This window comes from Achromobacter sp. ISS7 (genome assembly GCF_056523125.1).
This window is the reverse complement of the sequence record NZ_JAWRZD010000001.1, coordinates 603,923-619,468: the sequence shown is the minus strand read 5'-3', so window position 1 is coordinate 619,468 and position 15,546 is coordinate 603,923. Positions and strand designations below refer to the sequence as shown.

13 protein-coding genes are annotated in these 15,546 nt (G+C 68.4%); 4 read left to right on the top strand and 9 right to left on the bottom strand.

Annotated elements, in window-relative coordinates; genetic code table 11:
• Nucleotides 1-96 precede the first annotated feature (96 nt).
• From AC1HFW_RS02810 to AC1HFW_RS02800, 3 genes are read left to right on the top strand one after another with little or no spacing between them, the layout of a single operon-like run.
• A complete protein-coding gene (locus tag AC1HFW_RS02810) occupies nt 97-1,068 on the top strand; it encodes a glycosyltransferase family 9 protein (protein WP_479281700.1) in 972 nt (323 codons plus the stop codon).
• A 15-nt stretch (nt 1,069-1,083) separates the two neighbouring features.
• On the top strand, nt 1,084-1,851 hold the full coding sequence (locus AC1HFW_RS02805) for a YdcF family protein (RefSeq protein WP_006393900.1): 768 nt from the start codon (nt 1,084-1,086) through the stop codon (nt 1,849-1,851).
• Between the two features lie 2 nt (nt 1,852-1,853).
• Nucleotides 1,854-2,126 (top strand): YkgJ family cysteine cluster protein, encoded by a 273-nt coding sequence (locus AC1HFW_RS02800; RefSeq protein ID WP_061074380.1) that lies wholly within the window; start codon nt 1,854-1,856, stop codon nt 2,124-2,126.
• A 59-nt stretch (nt 2,127-2,185) separates the two neighbouring features.
• On the opposite strand, the gene AC1HFW_RS02795 is transcribed toward AC1HFW_RS02800, so the two are convergent.
• Genes AC1HFW_RS02795 through dnaE form a run of 7 tightly spaced genes read right to left on the bottom strand, consistent with a single transcriptional unit; the run spans nt 2,186 to nt 11,344 of the window.
• Nucleotides 2,186-3,334, bottom strand: coding sequence for a glycosyltransferase family 4 protein (locus AC1HFW_RS02795; protein WP_479281698.1), 1,149 nt, complete (start codon nt 3,332-3,334; stop codon nt 2,186-2,188).
• Nucleotides 3,309-4,034, bottom strand: coding sequence for a polysaccharide deacetylase family protein (locus AC1HFW_RS02790; protein WP_479281696.1), 726 nt, complete (start codon nt 4,032-4,034; stop codon nt 3,309-3,311). The genes AC1HFW_RS02795 and AC1HFW_RS02790 overlap by 26 nt, the downstream gene beginning before the upstream one ends.
• Before the next feature lie 18 nt (nt 4,035-4,052).
• A complete protein-coding gene (locus AC1HFW_RS02785; RefSeq protein WP_479281694.1) occupies nt 4,053-5,168 on the bottom strand; it encodes a glycosyltransferase family 4 protein in 1,116 nt (371 codons plus the stop codon).
• On the bottom strand, nt 5,165-5,920 hold the full coding sequence (locus AC1HFW_RS02780) for a glycosyltransferase family 2 protein (RefSeq protein ID WP_479281692.1): 756 nt from the start codon (nt 5,918-5,920) through the stop codon (nt 5,165-5,167). Before AC1HFW_RS02780 ends, AC1HFW_RS02785 begins: the two co-directional genes overlap by 4 nt.
• A complete protein-coding gene (locus AC1HFW_RS02775) occupies nt 5,917-6,765 on the bottom strand; it encodes a polysaccharide deacetylase family protein (protein ID WP_238891929.1) in 849 nt (282 codons plus the stop codon). The genes AC1HFW_RS02780 and AC1HFW_RS02775 overlap by 4 nt, the downstream gene beginning before the upstream one ends.
• Nucleotides 6,762-7,853, bottom strand: coding sequence for a glycosyltransferase family 4 protein (locus AC1HFW_RS02770; protein ID WP_479281689.1), 1,092 nt, complete (start codon nt 7,851-7,853; stop codon nt 6,762-6,764). The genes AC1HFW_RS02775 and AC1HFW_RS02770 overlap by 4 nt, the downstream gene beginning before the upstream one ends.
• Nucleotides 7,853-11,344, bottom strand: a complete 3,492-nt coding sequence (gene dnaE, locus AC1HFW_RS02765) for a DNA polymerase III subunit alpha (RefSeq protein ID WP_061071971.1) — start codon at nt 11,342-11,344, stop codon at nt 7,853-7,855. The genes AC1HFW_RS02770 and dnaE overlap by 1 nt, the downstream gene beginning before the upstream one ends.
• A 129-nt stretch (nt 11,345-11,473) precedes the next feature.
• Between dnaE and lpxO the strand changes: the two genes are divergently transcribed.
• Nucleotides 11,474-12,373, top strand: a complete 900-nt coding sequence (lpxO, locus tag AC1HFW_RS02760; protein ID WP_479281687.1) for a lipid A hydroxylase LpxO — start codon at nt 11,474-11,476, stop codon at nt 12,371-12,373.
• Between the two features lie 64 nt (nt 12,374-12,437).
• Here the strand turns inward: lpxO and AC1HFW_RS02755 are convergent, their stop codons facing one another.
• Together AC1HFW_RS02755 and AC1HFW_RS02750 are read right to left on the bottom strand one after the other, a co-directional pair.
• On the bottom strand, nt 12,438-13,733 hold the full coding sequence (locus tag AC1HFW_RS02755; protein WP_006393891.1) for an ABC transporter ATP-binding protein: 1,296 nt from the start codon (nt 13,731-13,733) through the stop codon (nt 12,438-12,440).
• Between the two features lie 8 nt (nt 13,734-13,741).
• On the bottom strand, nt 13,742-15,475 hold the full coding sequence (locus AC1HFW_RS02750; protein WP_479281684.1) for an ABC transporter permease: 1,734 nt from the start codon (nt 15,473-15,475) through the stop codon (nt 13,742-13,744).
• Nucleotides 15,476-15,546 lie beyond the last annotated feature (71 nt).

Here is a 15,546-nt window from a genome sequence, read left to right as displayed (position 1 = left end):
CTTTTATACAATTGTGCCCCGGATTGTACTGGCTACGCGTTGCCGCGCGGGGCCGGGCGTCCCCCCTTCAGCCCCTATCGCGCCGCGCGCCTGTCCATGTCCGAAATCAGTTGCCTTTACGTCCGCCTGCCCAACTGGGTGGGTGATGTCTGCATGAGCCTGCCCAGCCTGCGCACCCTGCAGGCCGCCGGCCTGCCCCTGGTGATCTGCGCCCGCCCCTGGGCCCGGGACCTGTTGGATGGCATCGAGAAGCGGGAGTTCCTGCCGATGCTGGGCAAAGTGGGGCCGGATCGTGCCAAGGTCAGCGCGCACCGCCGCTCGCTGGGCGCCGACGGCCGCCGCGCCCGCGGACTGCTGTTGCCGGATTCGCTGTCGAGCGCGCTGGTGTTCCGGCTGGCGGGACTGCCGTCGGCCGGCTACCGCGACGACGGCCGCAGCTTCCTGCTGCGCTGGCCGGTGGCCAAGCCGGACGCCGGGCTGCACGCGGTGCAGTCGTGGCACCACCTGACCCGCGAGGCGCTGGCCCGCTGGGGGCTGCCGGCCGGCCCCGCCGAGCCGGGCCCGACGCTCGACCTGCCGCTGACGCCGGCCCACCAGCAGACCGCCAGCCTGGCCCTGGAAGCGGCCGGCCTGGCCGGCCAGCGCTTCGTCCTGATCGCCCCCACCGCGACCGGCCTGCACAAAGGCAGGATCAAGGTGTGGCCGGGATTCGATACACTTACCCGCACGCTGCAAGCCCGGGGCCATACCGTGGTAATGTGCCCCCCTCCGGCGGAAACCGAGGAAGCCCGGCGCAATGCGCCGACGGCGCAGTTGCTGCCCCCGCTGCCGCTGGGCGCGTTCGCCGCGCTGACGGCGCGTGCGGCGTTGGTGATTTGCAACGATTCCGGCGTCTCGCACGTGGCCGCCGCGGCAGGCGCCCGCGAGTTGACGCTGTTCGGCGTCACCCGCCCCGGCCGCACCGGGCCGTGGTCGCCCCGCGCGGTATGCGTCGGTTCGGAAACCGCCTGGCCGTCCACCGAGGAGGTGGAACGGCAGGCCGGCCAGTTACTGGACGGCGCGCAGTAAACGCTTAGTTTTGAAATGACCATCATGTCCAGCTACCTCACGAATCTGATCATCCCCTACAACCTGTGCCTGACCCTGGTGGTGATCGGCCTGGTGCTCGGCCTGTTCCGGCTGCGCAAGACCGGTGGCGCCCTGATCGTCGCCGGCCTGCTGTGGGCGCTGGCCTGGTCGCTGCCGGCCACCTCGCTGTGGCTGGGCGGCGCGCTGGAAAGCCGCTATCCGCACCTGCCGCCGACCGAGTCGCCGACGGCCGACGCCATCGTGGTGCTGGGCGGCAACACCGCCAACGGGCGCGCCAACTGGTTCCTGCCTTACGACAAGGACACCGCGGTAGTGCGCGTGGACACCGCCGCGCAGCTGTACCTGGCCGGCCGCGCCCCCAAGGTGGTGCTGTCCGGCGGCGCCCTGGAAGGCGACGTCAGCGAGGCCCGCGGCATGGCGCATGCCATCCGCCAGCAGGGCGTGCCGGAATCGGCCCTGATCCTGGAAAACGCCAGCCGCACCACCTACGAGAACGCGGCCCTGACCGAAGACCAGCTCAAGACGCGCGGCATCGGCAAGGTGCTGCTGGTGACCTCGGCGCTGCACATGCCGCGCGCCATGGCGGCCTTCTCCAAGCAGGGCGTGGTCGCCATCGCCGCGCCCGCGCCGCCGCAGATCGTGGCGCCGACCGACGGTTCGCTCAACCGCTGGCTGCCCGACCAGCGCACCTTCGACGCCAGCCGCTCGATCATCAAGGAATACGCCGGCCTGTTCGTGTACTGGCTGCGCGGGTGGGTCTGAGCATGGCGACGGCGCTGGCCTGTCGGCCGGGATGCGGCGCCTGTTGCATCGCGCCGTCGATCACCCGGCCGATCCCGGGAATGCCGGACGGCAAGCCGGCGGGCGTGCCCTGTATCCAGTTGCTGCCGGATATGCGCTGCGCGATCTTCGGCCAGCCGTCGCGGCCGGATTTCTGCGGCGGACTGCAGGCCCAGGCCGAAATGTGCGGGCCGGATCGGGAATATGCGGTGCGCTGGCTGGGCGAACTCGAACGCGCCACGGCGCCGGCGCACTGAATGCACAACGGGACCTCGCGGTCCCGTTGTCGTTTCTGGCACGGGCCTCGCGGCCGCCGTCAGGCGCGCTCGGCCAGCACGGCCTGATACAGGTCCTCGTAGCGCGCCGCCACGGTTTCCCAGCTCTGGTCGCGGGCGATCGCCAGGCCGCGCTGGGACAACGCGGCGCGCAGCTCGGGCTCGTCGCCCAGGCGTTGCAGGGCCTGCGCCAACTGGGCGCCGTCGCGCGGGTCCTGCAGGATCAGCGCGTCCTTGCCGGCCGACAGGTACTGGGCGAAGCCGCAATAGGCGGGCGAACTGACCACCACCGGCAGGCCGTGCGACATGGCTTCCAGCGGCGCCATGGCGTAGCTGTCGTTGAGCGTGGGATGGGCGTAGATGTCGGCCGCCGCGAAATAGCGGGCGACCTCGGGCGTGGGATCCACCAGGGTGACGCGGCTGGCGACCGCGCCGGCCGCGCGCACGCGGTCGCGGGTGGCTTCGTCGGCGCCCACCACCAGCAGGCGATAGGGCGCCGGCAGCAGCGCCAGGGCGTCGAGCAGCGCGGGCAGGCCCTTGCGCAACGGATTGCGGGCCACCAGCAGACAGCCGATGGTGGCGTCGTCCCAGCCGAGTTCGGCGCGGGTGGCGGCGCGGGCCGCGGCGGCCTCGGGCGCGGGCAGCTTGACGCCGGGCGCGATGATCTCGACCGGCAGCTGCGGGCCGTAGCTGCGGTGCAGCTGGTCCATGATGAGGCCCGACACCGCCACCACGCGCCGCGCGGGCGCGCGGCGCACGCGGAATTTCTCCAGCAGCAGGTAGGTGGCCAGCCGCGGGCTGATCCAGGCCAGCGCGCGCTTGAGCGGCTTGACCCGGGTCAGGCGGTTGTAGCGCACCGGCGTGACGTGCATGACCTGGATTTCACCGGCCCAGCCGTTCATGTGCGAATGCACGATGTCGTAGCGGCCGCGGGTCAGGCGATCGGCCTTCCAGGCGAAATACAGCACCCGCATCCAGCTGGGCAGCCAACCGGGGAAACGCACGGGCAGGAAGGGAAACGGCAGGTCGCTGTCGAAGTCGCGCGCCACCACGGAAATGTCGTGGCGCTCGCCCAGCACGCGCATGAGTTCGACGCCGTAGGCCTCGGCGCCGCCGAAACGGTTGCCGAAGCGGTCGACCAGCAGTGCGATCCGCAGCCGCCGCTCAGCCGCGTCCGCGGATGTCTTCATAGCGCGTCAGGCATTTCTGCAGGAAACGGAAGATGCCGGTCGAACGCGACACCGTGACCCGCGGCAGGCCGAAGGGATCGTCGCTGGCGTTGGCCAGGCCGCGCTTGGTCAGCGTGGCGTTGTCATAGCCCGCTTCGCGCGCCATGACCAGGTGTTCCGGGCCGTGGTCGCCGTAGGGATAGCAGAAGGCGGTGACGGGCGCGCCCAGCACATGTTCCAGCGCGTCCTTGGACTCGACCATCTGGCGGCGCGCCTCGTCGGGCGTCATTTCGGGCAGGTGGACGTGGTCCAGGGTGTGCGAGCCGACCTCGTGGCCGGACGCGGCCCACTGGCGCATCTCGTCGACCGTCATCAGCGGCGAGAACGGAATGCCGATCTTGGCGTCCCAGACGTTGCCGCCGTCGAACTGGTTGGCCACCAGGTAGTTGGTGGCGGTGAAGCCCAGCTTGTCCAGCACCGGCATCGCGTTCTGGACCACGTTGCGGTAGCCGTCGTCGAAGGTCAGGCCGAACACCTTGCCGCGGCGCTCGCCGCGCACGTAGGGCATGACGTCGCGCATCGACAGGCCGCGATAGCCCAGGAAGCGCATCCAGCGCATCTGGCGCGCGAAATCGTCCGGGTGCACCGTCAGGCCGCGGAACGGCGTGCCCTTGGGGTTGGGCTCGCCGATCTGGTGGTACATGAGAATTGGGATAGACATAGCGCGGATTATAAGGGCTCAGTGTCCGCCCAATGTACGTTGGTAGACGTCGACCGTGGCTTGCGCGAAACGCGCCAGGTTGAAGTCGCGCTCGGCGGTCTGGCGGGCGTTCCGCCCCATCGCCCGCACCTGCTCCGGGTCATCCAGCATGAAGCGCAGGCGCGCGGTCATGGCGGCCACGTCGCGCACCGGCACGATCCAGCCGTCGACGCCGTCGGTCACGTTCTCGGGCAGGCCGCCGGCATCGGTCACCAGCGCCGGCAGGCCCAGGCCCATGATTTCGCGGCAGGCGAACGACAGGGCCTCGCGGTACGACAGCACGAAGCCGGCGTGGCACGAGGCCAGCGCCGCGCGCACGTCGTCGAGCAGCCCGGGGAAACGCACCTGGTCGATCATGCCGAGTTCGCGCACGCGGTCGAGCTTGGCCTCGGACGGCGGGTCGCCGGCCACCAGCAGCAGCACGCGCTCGCGGTCGCCCGGCGGCAGCGCCGCCACGGCGGCCACCAGGTCGAGCCAGCCCTTGTCGTAGTCGGTGCCGCCGGCGCTGCCCAGCAGCAGCTTGCCCTGCCATTGCGGCCCGAAGAAGATCTCGCGCAGCTTGTCCAGGCTGTCGGGCGGCGGCGGCGCGAAAAAGCGCGTGTCGATGCCGTGACGGATGGTGGTGATGGGCCGCTTGCCGTAGGGCGAGGCCGCCAGCAGGCCGTGGATGTAGTCGCTGACCGCGATGCTGTGGTCGGTGGCCAGCGCCACGCGCAGCTTGTGGCCGAAGCTGGCGACCGGATGGTCGTTGTGCTTGGTGAAGACAATGCGCGGGCGGCGCGGCAGGGCAAGCGTCGCCAGCATCACCTGCTTGTGGTCGGCCGAGCCGTTGGCGTGGATGATGTCGAAGCGGCCGTCCTTGATCAGGCGGCGCAGCCGGGCGCGGTCCTTGAACCAGGACGAGGGCCGGGTGGTGTAGCGCATCTCGACCACCGTCACGCCCGGGATCGCCTTGGCATAGCGGTACAGGCGGCTGGTGGCGGGCGCGGCGACCGTGATCTGGTGTTCCGCCGCCAGGGCGCGCGCCAGGTTGATGATGTAGGTGACGTGCCCCCCGCCGTTGTTGGCGTGGAAGTTGGTATAGAGGATTCTCACTTGTTCTTCTCGGCCAGGAACATCAGCTTCGAATAGCGGAAGAAGCTGCCCGAAGCGGCCGTCACCGCCAGCACCAGGCCGTGGCGGCCGTCGAGAAAGCCGCGCCGGATCAGGTAGATGCGCACGAAGGTCCAGAAGCTGTGGCCGAGCGCGCCCAGCACGGAAGTGCGGCGGCCCTTGGCGTACATCATGGCGGCGGCGTCGGACGAGTAGCGGTTGATCTTGGTGATCAGCGCGTCCAGGTTGTCGTACGGGTAATGCTGGAAGTGGCCGGCGAGCCGCAGCGGCGGCTGGCCGTTGGCCGGCACCACCCGTTCGTGCACCACCACGTCGTTGAAACGCGCCGCGCCGCGCTTGAACAGGCGCAGCACGTAATCGGGCCACCAGCCGCTGTGGCGGATGTCGCGGCCACAGAAATTCGACAGGCGGGCGATCTCATAGGCATCGCCGCGCGGCGCGGCGATGGTGTCCTGGATCTCGCGGGCCAGCTCAGGCGTGACGCGCTCGTCGGCGTCGATCGACAGCACCCAGTCGCCGGTGGCCAGGTCCAGCGCGCGGTTCTTCTGCGGGCCGAAACCGGGCCAGTCGGCCGTTACCTCGACCCGCGCCCCCAGGGCGCGCGCCAGTTCCACCGTGCCATCGGTGCTGCCCGAATCCACCACGATGAACTCGTCGGCGAAGGCGACCGACTTGAGGCAGTCGGCGATGTTGGCCGCTTCGTTCTTGGTGATGACAATGACTGATAACTTCATCCGCGATTCCTAAGACGCTTTTTCCAGGCTTTCCAGGCGTGATAGCGCGGCCCCCAGAAGGGATCGCGCGACAGCCAGATGCGCCGGTTCAACCAGGTGCCGCCCTGGTTGCGCACCGCGAAGCGGTAGATGTGCCCGGGATCGGCGCCGGGCGTGTTCTGGCCGAACGGGTCGGTCGTGTACAGGTGGCGAAAGCCCGCCTGGCGGGCGGCGGCCACGTAATCGGCATCGAAATAGCCCTGCGGCCAGCAGAGGTGATCGCTGACCTGCCCCAGCCGGCGCGCCAGCGTCTCGCGCGAATCGGCCAGTTCCTGGGCGATGTGGGCGCGCTTGGCCGCGATATCGGCGCCGCAGACCTTGTCCCAGCGGGTGTGGGTATGGGTGTGCGAATGGAATTCGAAGGTGCCGGCGGCCTGCATGGCCTCGATCTCGCTCCAGCGCAGCATGGCGTCGTCGGCGCGGCCCTCGGCCACCAGCTTCTTGCAGGCGTCGTGGTCGGGCGTGGCCGGCAGCGGCAGGCCCTGGCCTGCGTGCGGCCGCACCGGGCCATCGCCGATCCAGCCAGTGATGGTGAACAGCACGGCGCGCATGCCATGGCGCGCCAGCACCGGATGGGCATGGACCCAGTTGTTGAGATAACCGTCGTCGAAGGTGATCAGCACCGAGCGCTCGGGCGCCGGCGCGCCGGCCAGGTAGGCGGCGAACTGGTCGGTCGACAGCGACTGGTAGCCGGCGCGCGCCAGGCGCGAGATCTGCGCCTCGAACACGTCCGGCGTGGCGGCGATCATGCCGCCGGCCGGCGTGACGTGGTGGTACATCAGCACCGGGACGTTGGGCGCGCTCATCCGCGCCGCTCCGCCAGCCAGCGGGTGTAGACGGCCTCGGTGGTCTCGGCCAGGCGGGCGGGCGAGAACACGCCCTCTTCCCAGACCATCTTGCGGCCAGCCTCGCCCATGCGATGGCGCAGCGCGGCGTCGTCGATCAGTTTTTCGAGCGCGGCGGTGAGCGCGGCCGGGTCCTTGGGCGGCACCAGGATGCCGGTTTCGCCGTTGCGGAACATCTCGGACACGCCGCCGACGTCGGTGCCGATGACGGGCAGGCCGCTGGCCTGGGCCTCGACGTAGACCGTGCCGGAGGCCTCCTGCTGGGTCGCCAGTGCGAACAGGTCGCAGCCGGCCAGCAGGTTGGGCACATCGCGGCGCGTGCCCATCAGGTGGATGCGATCGGCCAGGCCGCGTTCGGCCACGTAGGCCTGGGTCTGCTCGAACACCGGCGAACCGCCGCCCACGAACACCAGGTGTAGCTTGGGCCGGGTGGCCATCAGCGGCGCGATGGCGTCGATCAGGTCTTTGTGGCCCTTGGTGGCGCGCATCACGGCGACACAGCCGACCACCAGGTCGTCCGGCGCCAGCCCGAGTTCCTCGCGCAGGGTCGAATGCTCGACCGGCGGCGGCAGCACGATGGGCGAATAGACGGTGGCGACGCGATCGGCCGGCACGCCGCGCTCGATCAGGTGCTCGCGCACGTGGTCGCTGACGGTGGTGACGCGATGCGGCAGGCGCGTGTACGACCAGAGCGAGCCGACCTTGTTGGACAGGTGGCGGGTGCGCACGATCAGCGGCGTACCCGCCAGGCGGCCCGCGGCCGCGGCGATCACGGTGTCGCGCCGGCTGTGGGTGTTGAGCACGTCGAAGCGGCCTTCGCGCAGGATGCGGCGGATGGCGGCGACGCCCTTGAGGTAGTTGACCGGCCCGTCCATCTCCAGCGTGTGGACGGTGAAGCCGGCGTCCGACAGGCGCTCGGCCAGCAGCGCGCTCGGCTGGCAGATGGCTTCCAGGTGATGGCCACGCGCGCGCATGGCGTTCATTTCCTTGAAGATACGGCCTTCCTGGCCGCCGAAACTGGTGGCGGCTTCCGAGTGGACGATACGCATCAGTACGTGACCTCCACGCCGTTCGGCTTGGTCCAGGCGTTCAGGTTCTCGAGCAGCGTGTCGGCCATGCGCACGCGCCATTCCTCGCCCAGCCGCACCGTGCACAGGAAATTGTTCTTGGTGTAGACGATGTCGACCGGCACGCCGGGGATGCCGTTCTCGGGCTCGGCGCGGAACGGGTTGAGCATCTGGCGCAGGCGCGCGGCGTCGGCGCCGCCGTTGAGCTTGACGCGCAGCGACTTGGCGCGCGCCTCGCGCGCCAGCTGCAAGTCATAGAGCTGCTCGGCGACGATGCGCATGCCGCCCGAGTAGTCGTCGTTGCTGACCTTGCCCTGGACGATGACCAGCTGGTCTTCGCGCAGGCGGTTGCGGTGCTTTTCGTAAAGCTCGTTGAACACCGAGATCTCGACCTGCGCGGTGCCGTCGTCCAGCACCGCGAACACCATCTTGCCGCGGCGCGTCATCATGACGCGCACGCTGGCCAGCACCCCGCACATCCATTGCAGGTCGCGCTGCGGCTCGACCCGCGCCAGCTGCATCGGCACGATCTGGCGCACTTCGTCGCGCCAGGCGTCGAACAGGTGGCCGCTGTAGTAGTAGCCCAGCGCCGATTTTTCCTCGGTCAGCTTCTTGTGCAGGTCCCACGGCGCGACCTTGGCCAGTTCGCCGGCCACCACGTCGCTGCTGTCGTCACCGAACAGCGAGGACTGGTTGGCGCTGCGCGCGGCCTGCTCGGCCGCTTCCATGGCGGTCGGCACCGAGGCCAGCATGGCGGCGCGGTTGGGTTCGATGGTGTCGAACGCGCCGGCCTTGATCAGGGCCTCGATGGTGCGGCGGTTGACCGCGTGCTTGCTGACGCGGCGGCAGAAGTCGAACAGGTTCTGGAACGGGCCGCCTTCCTTGCGCGCGCGCAGGATGTCCTCGACCGCGCCCTGGCCCGTGCCCTTGACCGCCCCCAGGCCGTAGCGCATGGTGCGCGGCGGCTTGCCCTTTTCGGTGTAGCGGTCGGCCACCGGCTCGAAGCGGTAGCCCGAGAAGTTGACGTCCGGCGGCAGCACCTCGACGCCGTTGTCCTGGGCGTCGCGGCAGAAGATCTGGACCTTGTCCGTGTCGTCCATGTCGGAGGACATGGTGGCGGCCAGGAATTCGGTCGGGTGGTAGGCCTTGAGCCAGGCGGTCTGGTACGAGATCAGCGCGTACGCGGCCGAGTGCGACTTGTTGAAGCCGTAGCCCGCGAACTTCTCCATCAGGTCGAACAGCTTGACGGCGAGGTCGGGGTCATGGCCCTTTTCCTTGGCGCCCTGCTCGAACAGCTCGCGGTGCTTGGCCATTTCCTCGGGCTTTTTCTTGCCCATGGCGCGCCGTAGCAGGTCGGCGCCGCCCAGCGAGTAGCCGCCGATGATCTGCGAGATCAGCATCACCTGTTCCTGGTAGACGATGACCCCGTAGGTGCTCTTGAGCGTGCTCTCCAGATCGTTGTGGAAGTAGTCCACCGCGGCGCGGCCGTGCTTGCGGTTGACGAAGTCGTCCACCATGCCCGATTCCAGCGGCCCCGGACGGTACAGGGCCAGCATGGCGATGATGTCTTCGAAGGTGTTGGGCCGCAGCTTCTTGAGCAGCTCCTTCATGCCGCGCGATTCCAGCTGGAACACCGCGGTGGTGTTGGCGTCGCAAAGGATCTTGTAGGCCGCCGGATCGTCCAGCGCCAGGGCCATGACGTCGAAGTCGCGCTTGTCCGCGTTGAACTGGCGCACGTAGCGCACCGCCCAGTCCAGGATGGTCAGGTTGCGCAGGCCCAGGAAGTCGAACTTCACCAGGCCGGCGGCTTCGACGTCGTCCTTGTCGAACTGCGAGACGGCGCTGTTCTCCTGCCCCGCCTGGCAATACAGCGGGCAGAAGTCGGTGAGCTTGCCGGGCGCGATCAGCACGCCGCCGGCGTGCATGCCGATGTTGCGGGTCAGGCCTTCGAGCGGCTTGGCCAGGTCGACCAGCGCGCGCACTTCCTCTTCCTGCTCGTAGCGGTCCTTGAAGGCCGGCTCGTCCTTCAGCGTGCGTTCGAGCGTCCACGGATCCATCGGGTTGAACGGGATCAGCTTGGACAGGCCGTCGCAGAACATGTAGGGCATGTCCAGCACCCGGCCGGCGTCGCGCACCACGGCCTTGGCGCCCAAGGTACCGAAGGTGGCGATCTGGCTCACGGCGGCGCGGCCGTACTTTTCCTTGACGTAGTCGATGACGCGTTCGCGGTTGTCCTGGCAGAAGTCGATATCGAAGTCGGGCATCGAGACCCGCTCGGGATTCAGGAAGCGCTCGAACAGCAAGTCGTAGCGGATCGGATCCAGGTCGGTAATGCCCAGCGCGTAGGCCACCAGCGAACCGGCGCCCGAGCCCCGGCCCGGGCCGACCGGCACGCCGTTGTTCTTGCCCCAGTTGATGAAGTCCTGCACGATCAGGAAGTAGCCGGGAAAGCCCATCTGGATGATGGTCTTGCACTCCCAGCGCAGGCGCTCGTAGTACTGCTCGCGCTTGGACTCACGCTCGGCGCTGTCCGGGAACAGGAAGGCCATGCGCTTTTCCAGGCCCTCTTCGGACAGCTGCACCAGGTAGTCGTCCAGCGACACGCCTTCGGGCGTGGGGAAGTTGGGCAGGCGCGGCTTGCCCAGCACCAGGCTGAGGTTGCAGCGCTTGGCGATCTCGACCGTGTTGGCCAGCGCCGAGGGCACGTCGGCGAAGCGGCGCGCCATTTCCTCGGAACTGAGCAGGTACTGCTCTTTGGTGAAGCGGCGCACGCGGCGCGGGTTGGCCAGGATCTCGCCTTCGGCGATGCAGACGCGGGCCTCGTGCGCCTGGAATTCGTATTCGTCCAGGAACTGCACCGGATGCGTGGCCACCACCGGCAGGCCGGCCTCGGCCGCCAGGCGCATGGCGGCCTGGGTGTAGGCTTCGTCGCCGTCCATGCCGGCGCGCTGCAGTTCGATGTAGTAGCTGCCCGGGAACAGGTGCGCCCACTGGCGCGCCAGCGCCAGCGCCGACACCGCGTTGCCGGCGTCCAGCGCCTGGCCGACGTCGCCGCCGCGGCCGCCCGACAGCACGATCAGGCCGTCCTGGCCCTGCAGCCATTCACGGCGGATCTCGGCGCGGCCCTTGCCCTGGTTGGTCAGGAACGAGCGCGACAGCAGTTCGCACAGGTTCAGGTAACCCTGGTGGTTGCGCACCAGCAACAGCACGCGGAACGGCTTGGACGGGTCGTCGTCGTTACTCAGCCAGACGTCGCAACCGGCGATGGGCTTGATGCCCGCGCCGCGCGCGCCCTTGTAGAACTTGATCAGGCCGAACAGGTTCGACAGATCGGTCAGCGCGACGGCGGGCTGGCCCAGCTTGGCGACGCGCTTGATGAGGTCGGGGATGCGCACGAGGCCGTCCACCACCGAGAACTCGGAGTGAACGCGCAGGTGAACAAATGGGGACGGGTTTGTTACGGCTTCGGACATAGGCAGAATTGTACCTAGTCGGACGATCGAAAACCGCCCTTTGGCCGATTCGGCCGCCGCCCGCCGGGCGCCCCTGTGTAACAATAGGCGGTTGGACCTGACTCACCTGCCGCAGGACGAGATTTACGTATGAAATGGCTGATTCCCGGGATCTGGCTCGCCGCCATCCTGTTCGCGCACTTCCGCGGCCGCGTCAAGCTGCCGCTGGGCCGGCAATTGCTGGACCACTCGGTGCTGCTCGCGCCGGTCAACGCCTTCATGGTGCTGGCCTCGCGCGTGCCGTCGACCCCCTACCTGACCACCAGCGAGATCGCCGAACTCAAGGTGCTGGACGACAACTGGGAGACGATCCGCGACGAGGCCCTGCAGATGGCCGAGATGCGCCGCATCAAGGCGGCCGACAGCCATAACGACATCGGCTTCAATTCGTTCTTCAAGTACGGCTGGAAGCGCTTCTACCTGAAGTGGTATGACGCCCGCCACCCGTCGGCCGAGGAACTGTGCCCCAGGACGGTGGCCATCCTGAAGACGCTGCCCAAGGTCAAGGCGGCCATGTTCGCCGAGCTGCCCCCGGGCGGCAAGCTGAACCCGCACCGCGATCCGTTCGCCGGCTCGCTGCGCTACCACCTGGGCCTGGCCACGCCCAACGACAACGGCTGCCACATCATCGTCGACGGCGAAACCTACAGCTGGCGCGACGGCGAAAGCGTGGTGTTCGACGAGACCTACGTGCACGAGGCCTACAACCACACCGACCAGAACCGCATCATCCTGTTCTGCGACGTCGAGCGGCCCCTCAAGTGGGGCTGGGCCGAGGCCTTCAACCGCTGGTTCGGCCGGGTGGTGATGTCGGCCGCCAGCTCGCCCAACGACGGCGGCGACCAGACCGGCGCCATCAACAAGCTGACCCACGCACACTGGGTCATCGACCAGAAGCGCAAGGCCTTCAAGGCCTGGAACCGCAATGTCTACAAGGCCACCAAGTACGGCCTGATCGTCCTGGTGATCGCGGGCTTCATCGCCTTGTGATCCCCCAATGACGGCGCACTGATCGCGCCATCGCGGCGGGCCGTCCGGCCCGCCGTTCCCCACCCTACCCCGCGTCGCGTTCCGGCAAGGTCAACAGGCCGGTGTGGTAGTCATAGCCGTAGATCTCGCCATAGCGGCCCCATTCCACCGCGATCTTCAGCACGCGCTCGGCTTCGTCGGGCTTGAGGAACTCCTCCAGCGAATCCAGGAAGTTCTTTTCCGGCAACTCGCCGGCGGGTTCCTGCTCCAGGCTGTGGCGGATGTGCGCGGCCAGTGGCACGTGCGCCAGCAGCTGGCGGCCGAAGATGGCCTGCTTCTGGCCCTGGTCGGCATGCACGTAGCGCTGGCCCAGCGGCGTCAGGAAGATGTCGCCCTTGTCGATCTGGGCCAGCCCGAACAAGCCCAGCGCTTCGCAGGCCGGCAGCAGGTCGTCGTCCGAGATCTCGGCTTCCTCGGCCAGCTTGGGCAGGTCGGCGCGGCCATTGAACGGCGCCTCGGCCAGCACGTCCAGCACGCCTTCCATGCGCTCGACCTCGGTCTGCGGAAAGCGGTAGCCCAGGCCCTGCTGGCGCGGCGTCGGCACATCGTGCGCCGGGCGTTGCGTCATCAGCGCGTAGACCTCGTCGATCAGCGCCCGCACCTGCGGCGAATCGGCATCGCGCGGCCGCGGCAGGCCAATCTGCACCTGGCTGCGGATGCGGCCCGGATCGCTGGAGAACACGATGATGCGGTCGGCCATCATGACCGCTTCCTCGATATTGTGCGAAACGATCAGAATGCCCTTGGTCGAGATGCGGCTCTCGTCCCACAGTTCCAGCATGTCGTCGCGCAGCGTCTCGCCGGTCAGCACGTCCAGCGCCGAGAAGGCTTCGTCCATCAGCAGCACGTCCGGGTTCATGACCAGCGCGCGGGCGATGCCGACGCGCTGGCGCATGCCGCCGGACAGTTCGCGCGGCAGCGCGCCGCCGAAACCGCCCAGGCCCATCAGGTCGAGCACCGCGTCGGCGCGCTTGGCGCGTTCGGCCGGCGCCACGCCCTGGGCTTCCAGCCCCAGTTCGACGTTCTGCTGCGCGGTCAGCCACGGGAACAGCGCGAACGACTGGAACACCATGGCGATGCCGGCAGCCGGGCCGTACACCGGCTGGCCGCGGTAGGTGACGGTGCCCTGGTCGGCGTTGACCAGCCCCGCCATGATGCGCAGCAGGGTCGACTTGCCCGAACCGGACTTGCCCAGCAGGGCCACGATCTCGCCTTCGTGCAGGATGAAGTCCACGTGTTCCAGCACGTTGCGGGCAGTGCCGTCGGCGGCGCGGAACGACTTGCCGACATCGTGCAGTTCGATCAGGAAATTGGAATTCATGAAGACTCCTACCGGCCGCGGTCTTCGGCCAGCAAATACAGTTTGCGCCAGAAAAACCGGTTCAACAGCATGACGAAAATGCTCATGACGCCGATGCCGAGCGCGATGCGGTGGAAATCGCCCTGCTCGGTCATCTGCTTGATGTAGCTGCCCAGGCCGTCGGCCACCAGCGAGGTATTGCCCCAGGACACGTACTCGGCCACGATGCTGGCGTTCCAGGAGCCGCCGCTGGCCGTGATGGCGCCGGTGATGAAACTGGGGAACACCGCCGGCAGGTAGACCCGGCGCCACAGCAGCCAGCCTTTCAGGCCCAGGTTGCTGGCGGCCAGGCGCAGTTCGTTCGGAATGGTCGAGGCGCCCGCCACCACGTTGAACAGGATGTACCACTGGGTGCCGAAGATGATCAGCGGGCTGAGCCAGATGTTCGGGCTGAGTTTCAACGCCACCATCACGAACACCACGGCCGGGAATAGCAGGTTGACGGGGAACGCCGCCAGGAACTGCGCCACCGCCTGCACCCGCTGCGAATACTTGGGCCGCAGGCCGATCCAGACCGCGATCGGCACCCAGATCAGCGACGCCAGCCCGATCAGCACCATCACCCGCAACAGCGTGATGCCGCCCAGGCCGATCACGTGCAGCACTTCGCTCCAGCCCACCTCCGCATGCACGAAGACCACCAGCTTGTAGGTGGCCAGCAGCGCGCCGGCGGCCAGCAGCGAATCCCAGACCCGGGTCCAGCGCGGGTCCGGCGCCTTGGCGCGGGCGCGGATCGAGGTGCCGTCGTACGACACGCTGAACCAGCCCAGCGCGCGCCGCATCTGCGCCCAGAACCTGTTGGATAGGGCCTGCATCCAGCGGCTGCGGCGGGTCCAGTCCAGCAGCCACGACTGCTGCGCCACGTCGGCCTGCGATTCCTCGAAGCGGAACTTGTCGGCCCAGGCCAGCAGCGGCCGGAAGAACAGTTGGTCGTAGAGCAGGATGCCGGCCATCATGGCGCCGATGGCCCAGGCGATGGCGCGGCCGTCCTCGGCGTCGATGGCCACGGCGATGTACGAGCCGATGCCGGGCAGCTTGATGTCCTGGCCCGCCACCGAGATGGCCTCGGCCGCCACCAGGAAGAACCAGCCGCCGGACATGGACATCATCATGTTCCACAGCAGGCCCGGGGTGGCGTACGGCAGCTCCAGGCGCCAGAAACGCTGCCAGCCGGACAGCCGGAACACGCGCGCGGCCTCGTTCAGTTCGGCCGGCACGGTGCGCATCGACTGGTACAGGCTGAACGCCATGTTCCAGGCCTGCGAGGTGAAGATGGCGAAGATCGCCGCGCACTCGACCCCCAGCAGGTTGCCGGGAAACAGCGCGATGAAGGGCGCGATGGCGATGGCCTGGAAACCCAGGATGGGCACCGACTGGAGGATGTCCAGCATCGGGATCATGGCTTTTTCGGCGGTGCGGAACTTGGCCGCGATGGCGGCGAAGATGAAGCTGAACAACAGCGAAAAGGCCAGCGCCGTGAACATCCGCAGGATGGTGCGCAGCAGGTAGTACGGCAGGTAGACCGGGTCGAGCGAGATCGGCAGTTCTTCGCCGACGGCGAAGGGGCGGCTCATCTGCGAGGCGCCGTAGGCCATGGCGGCCAGCACCACCAGCACCAGGGGCAGCAGCGCCCAGTCCCAGCGGTTGGGCGAGGAGCGCGACGACGAGGACGGGCGCGTGCGGGTGCTGAAAAGCTCGAACATGTCGGCAATGCTCCAGGGAGCGGCGGGAGAAGGCCCGCGCATTGAAGCATAACCAGATGACGTGTCTCTGA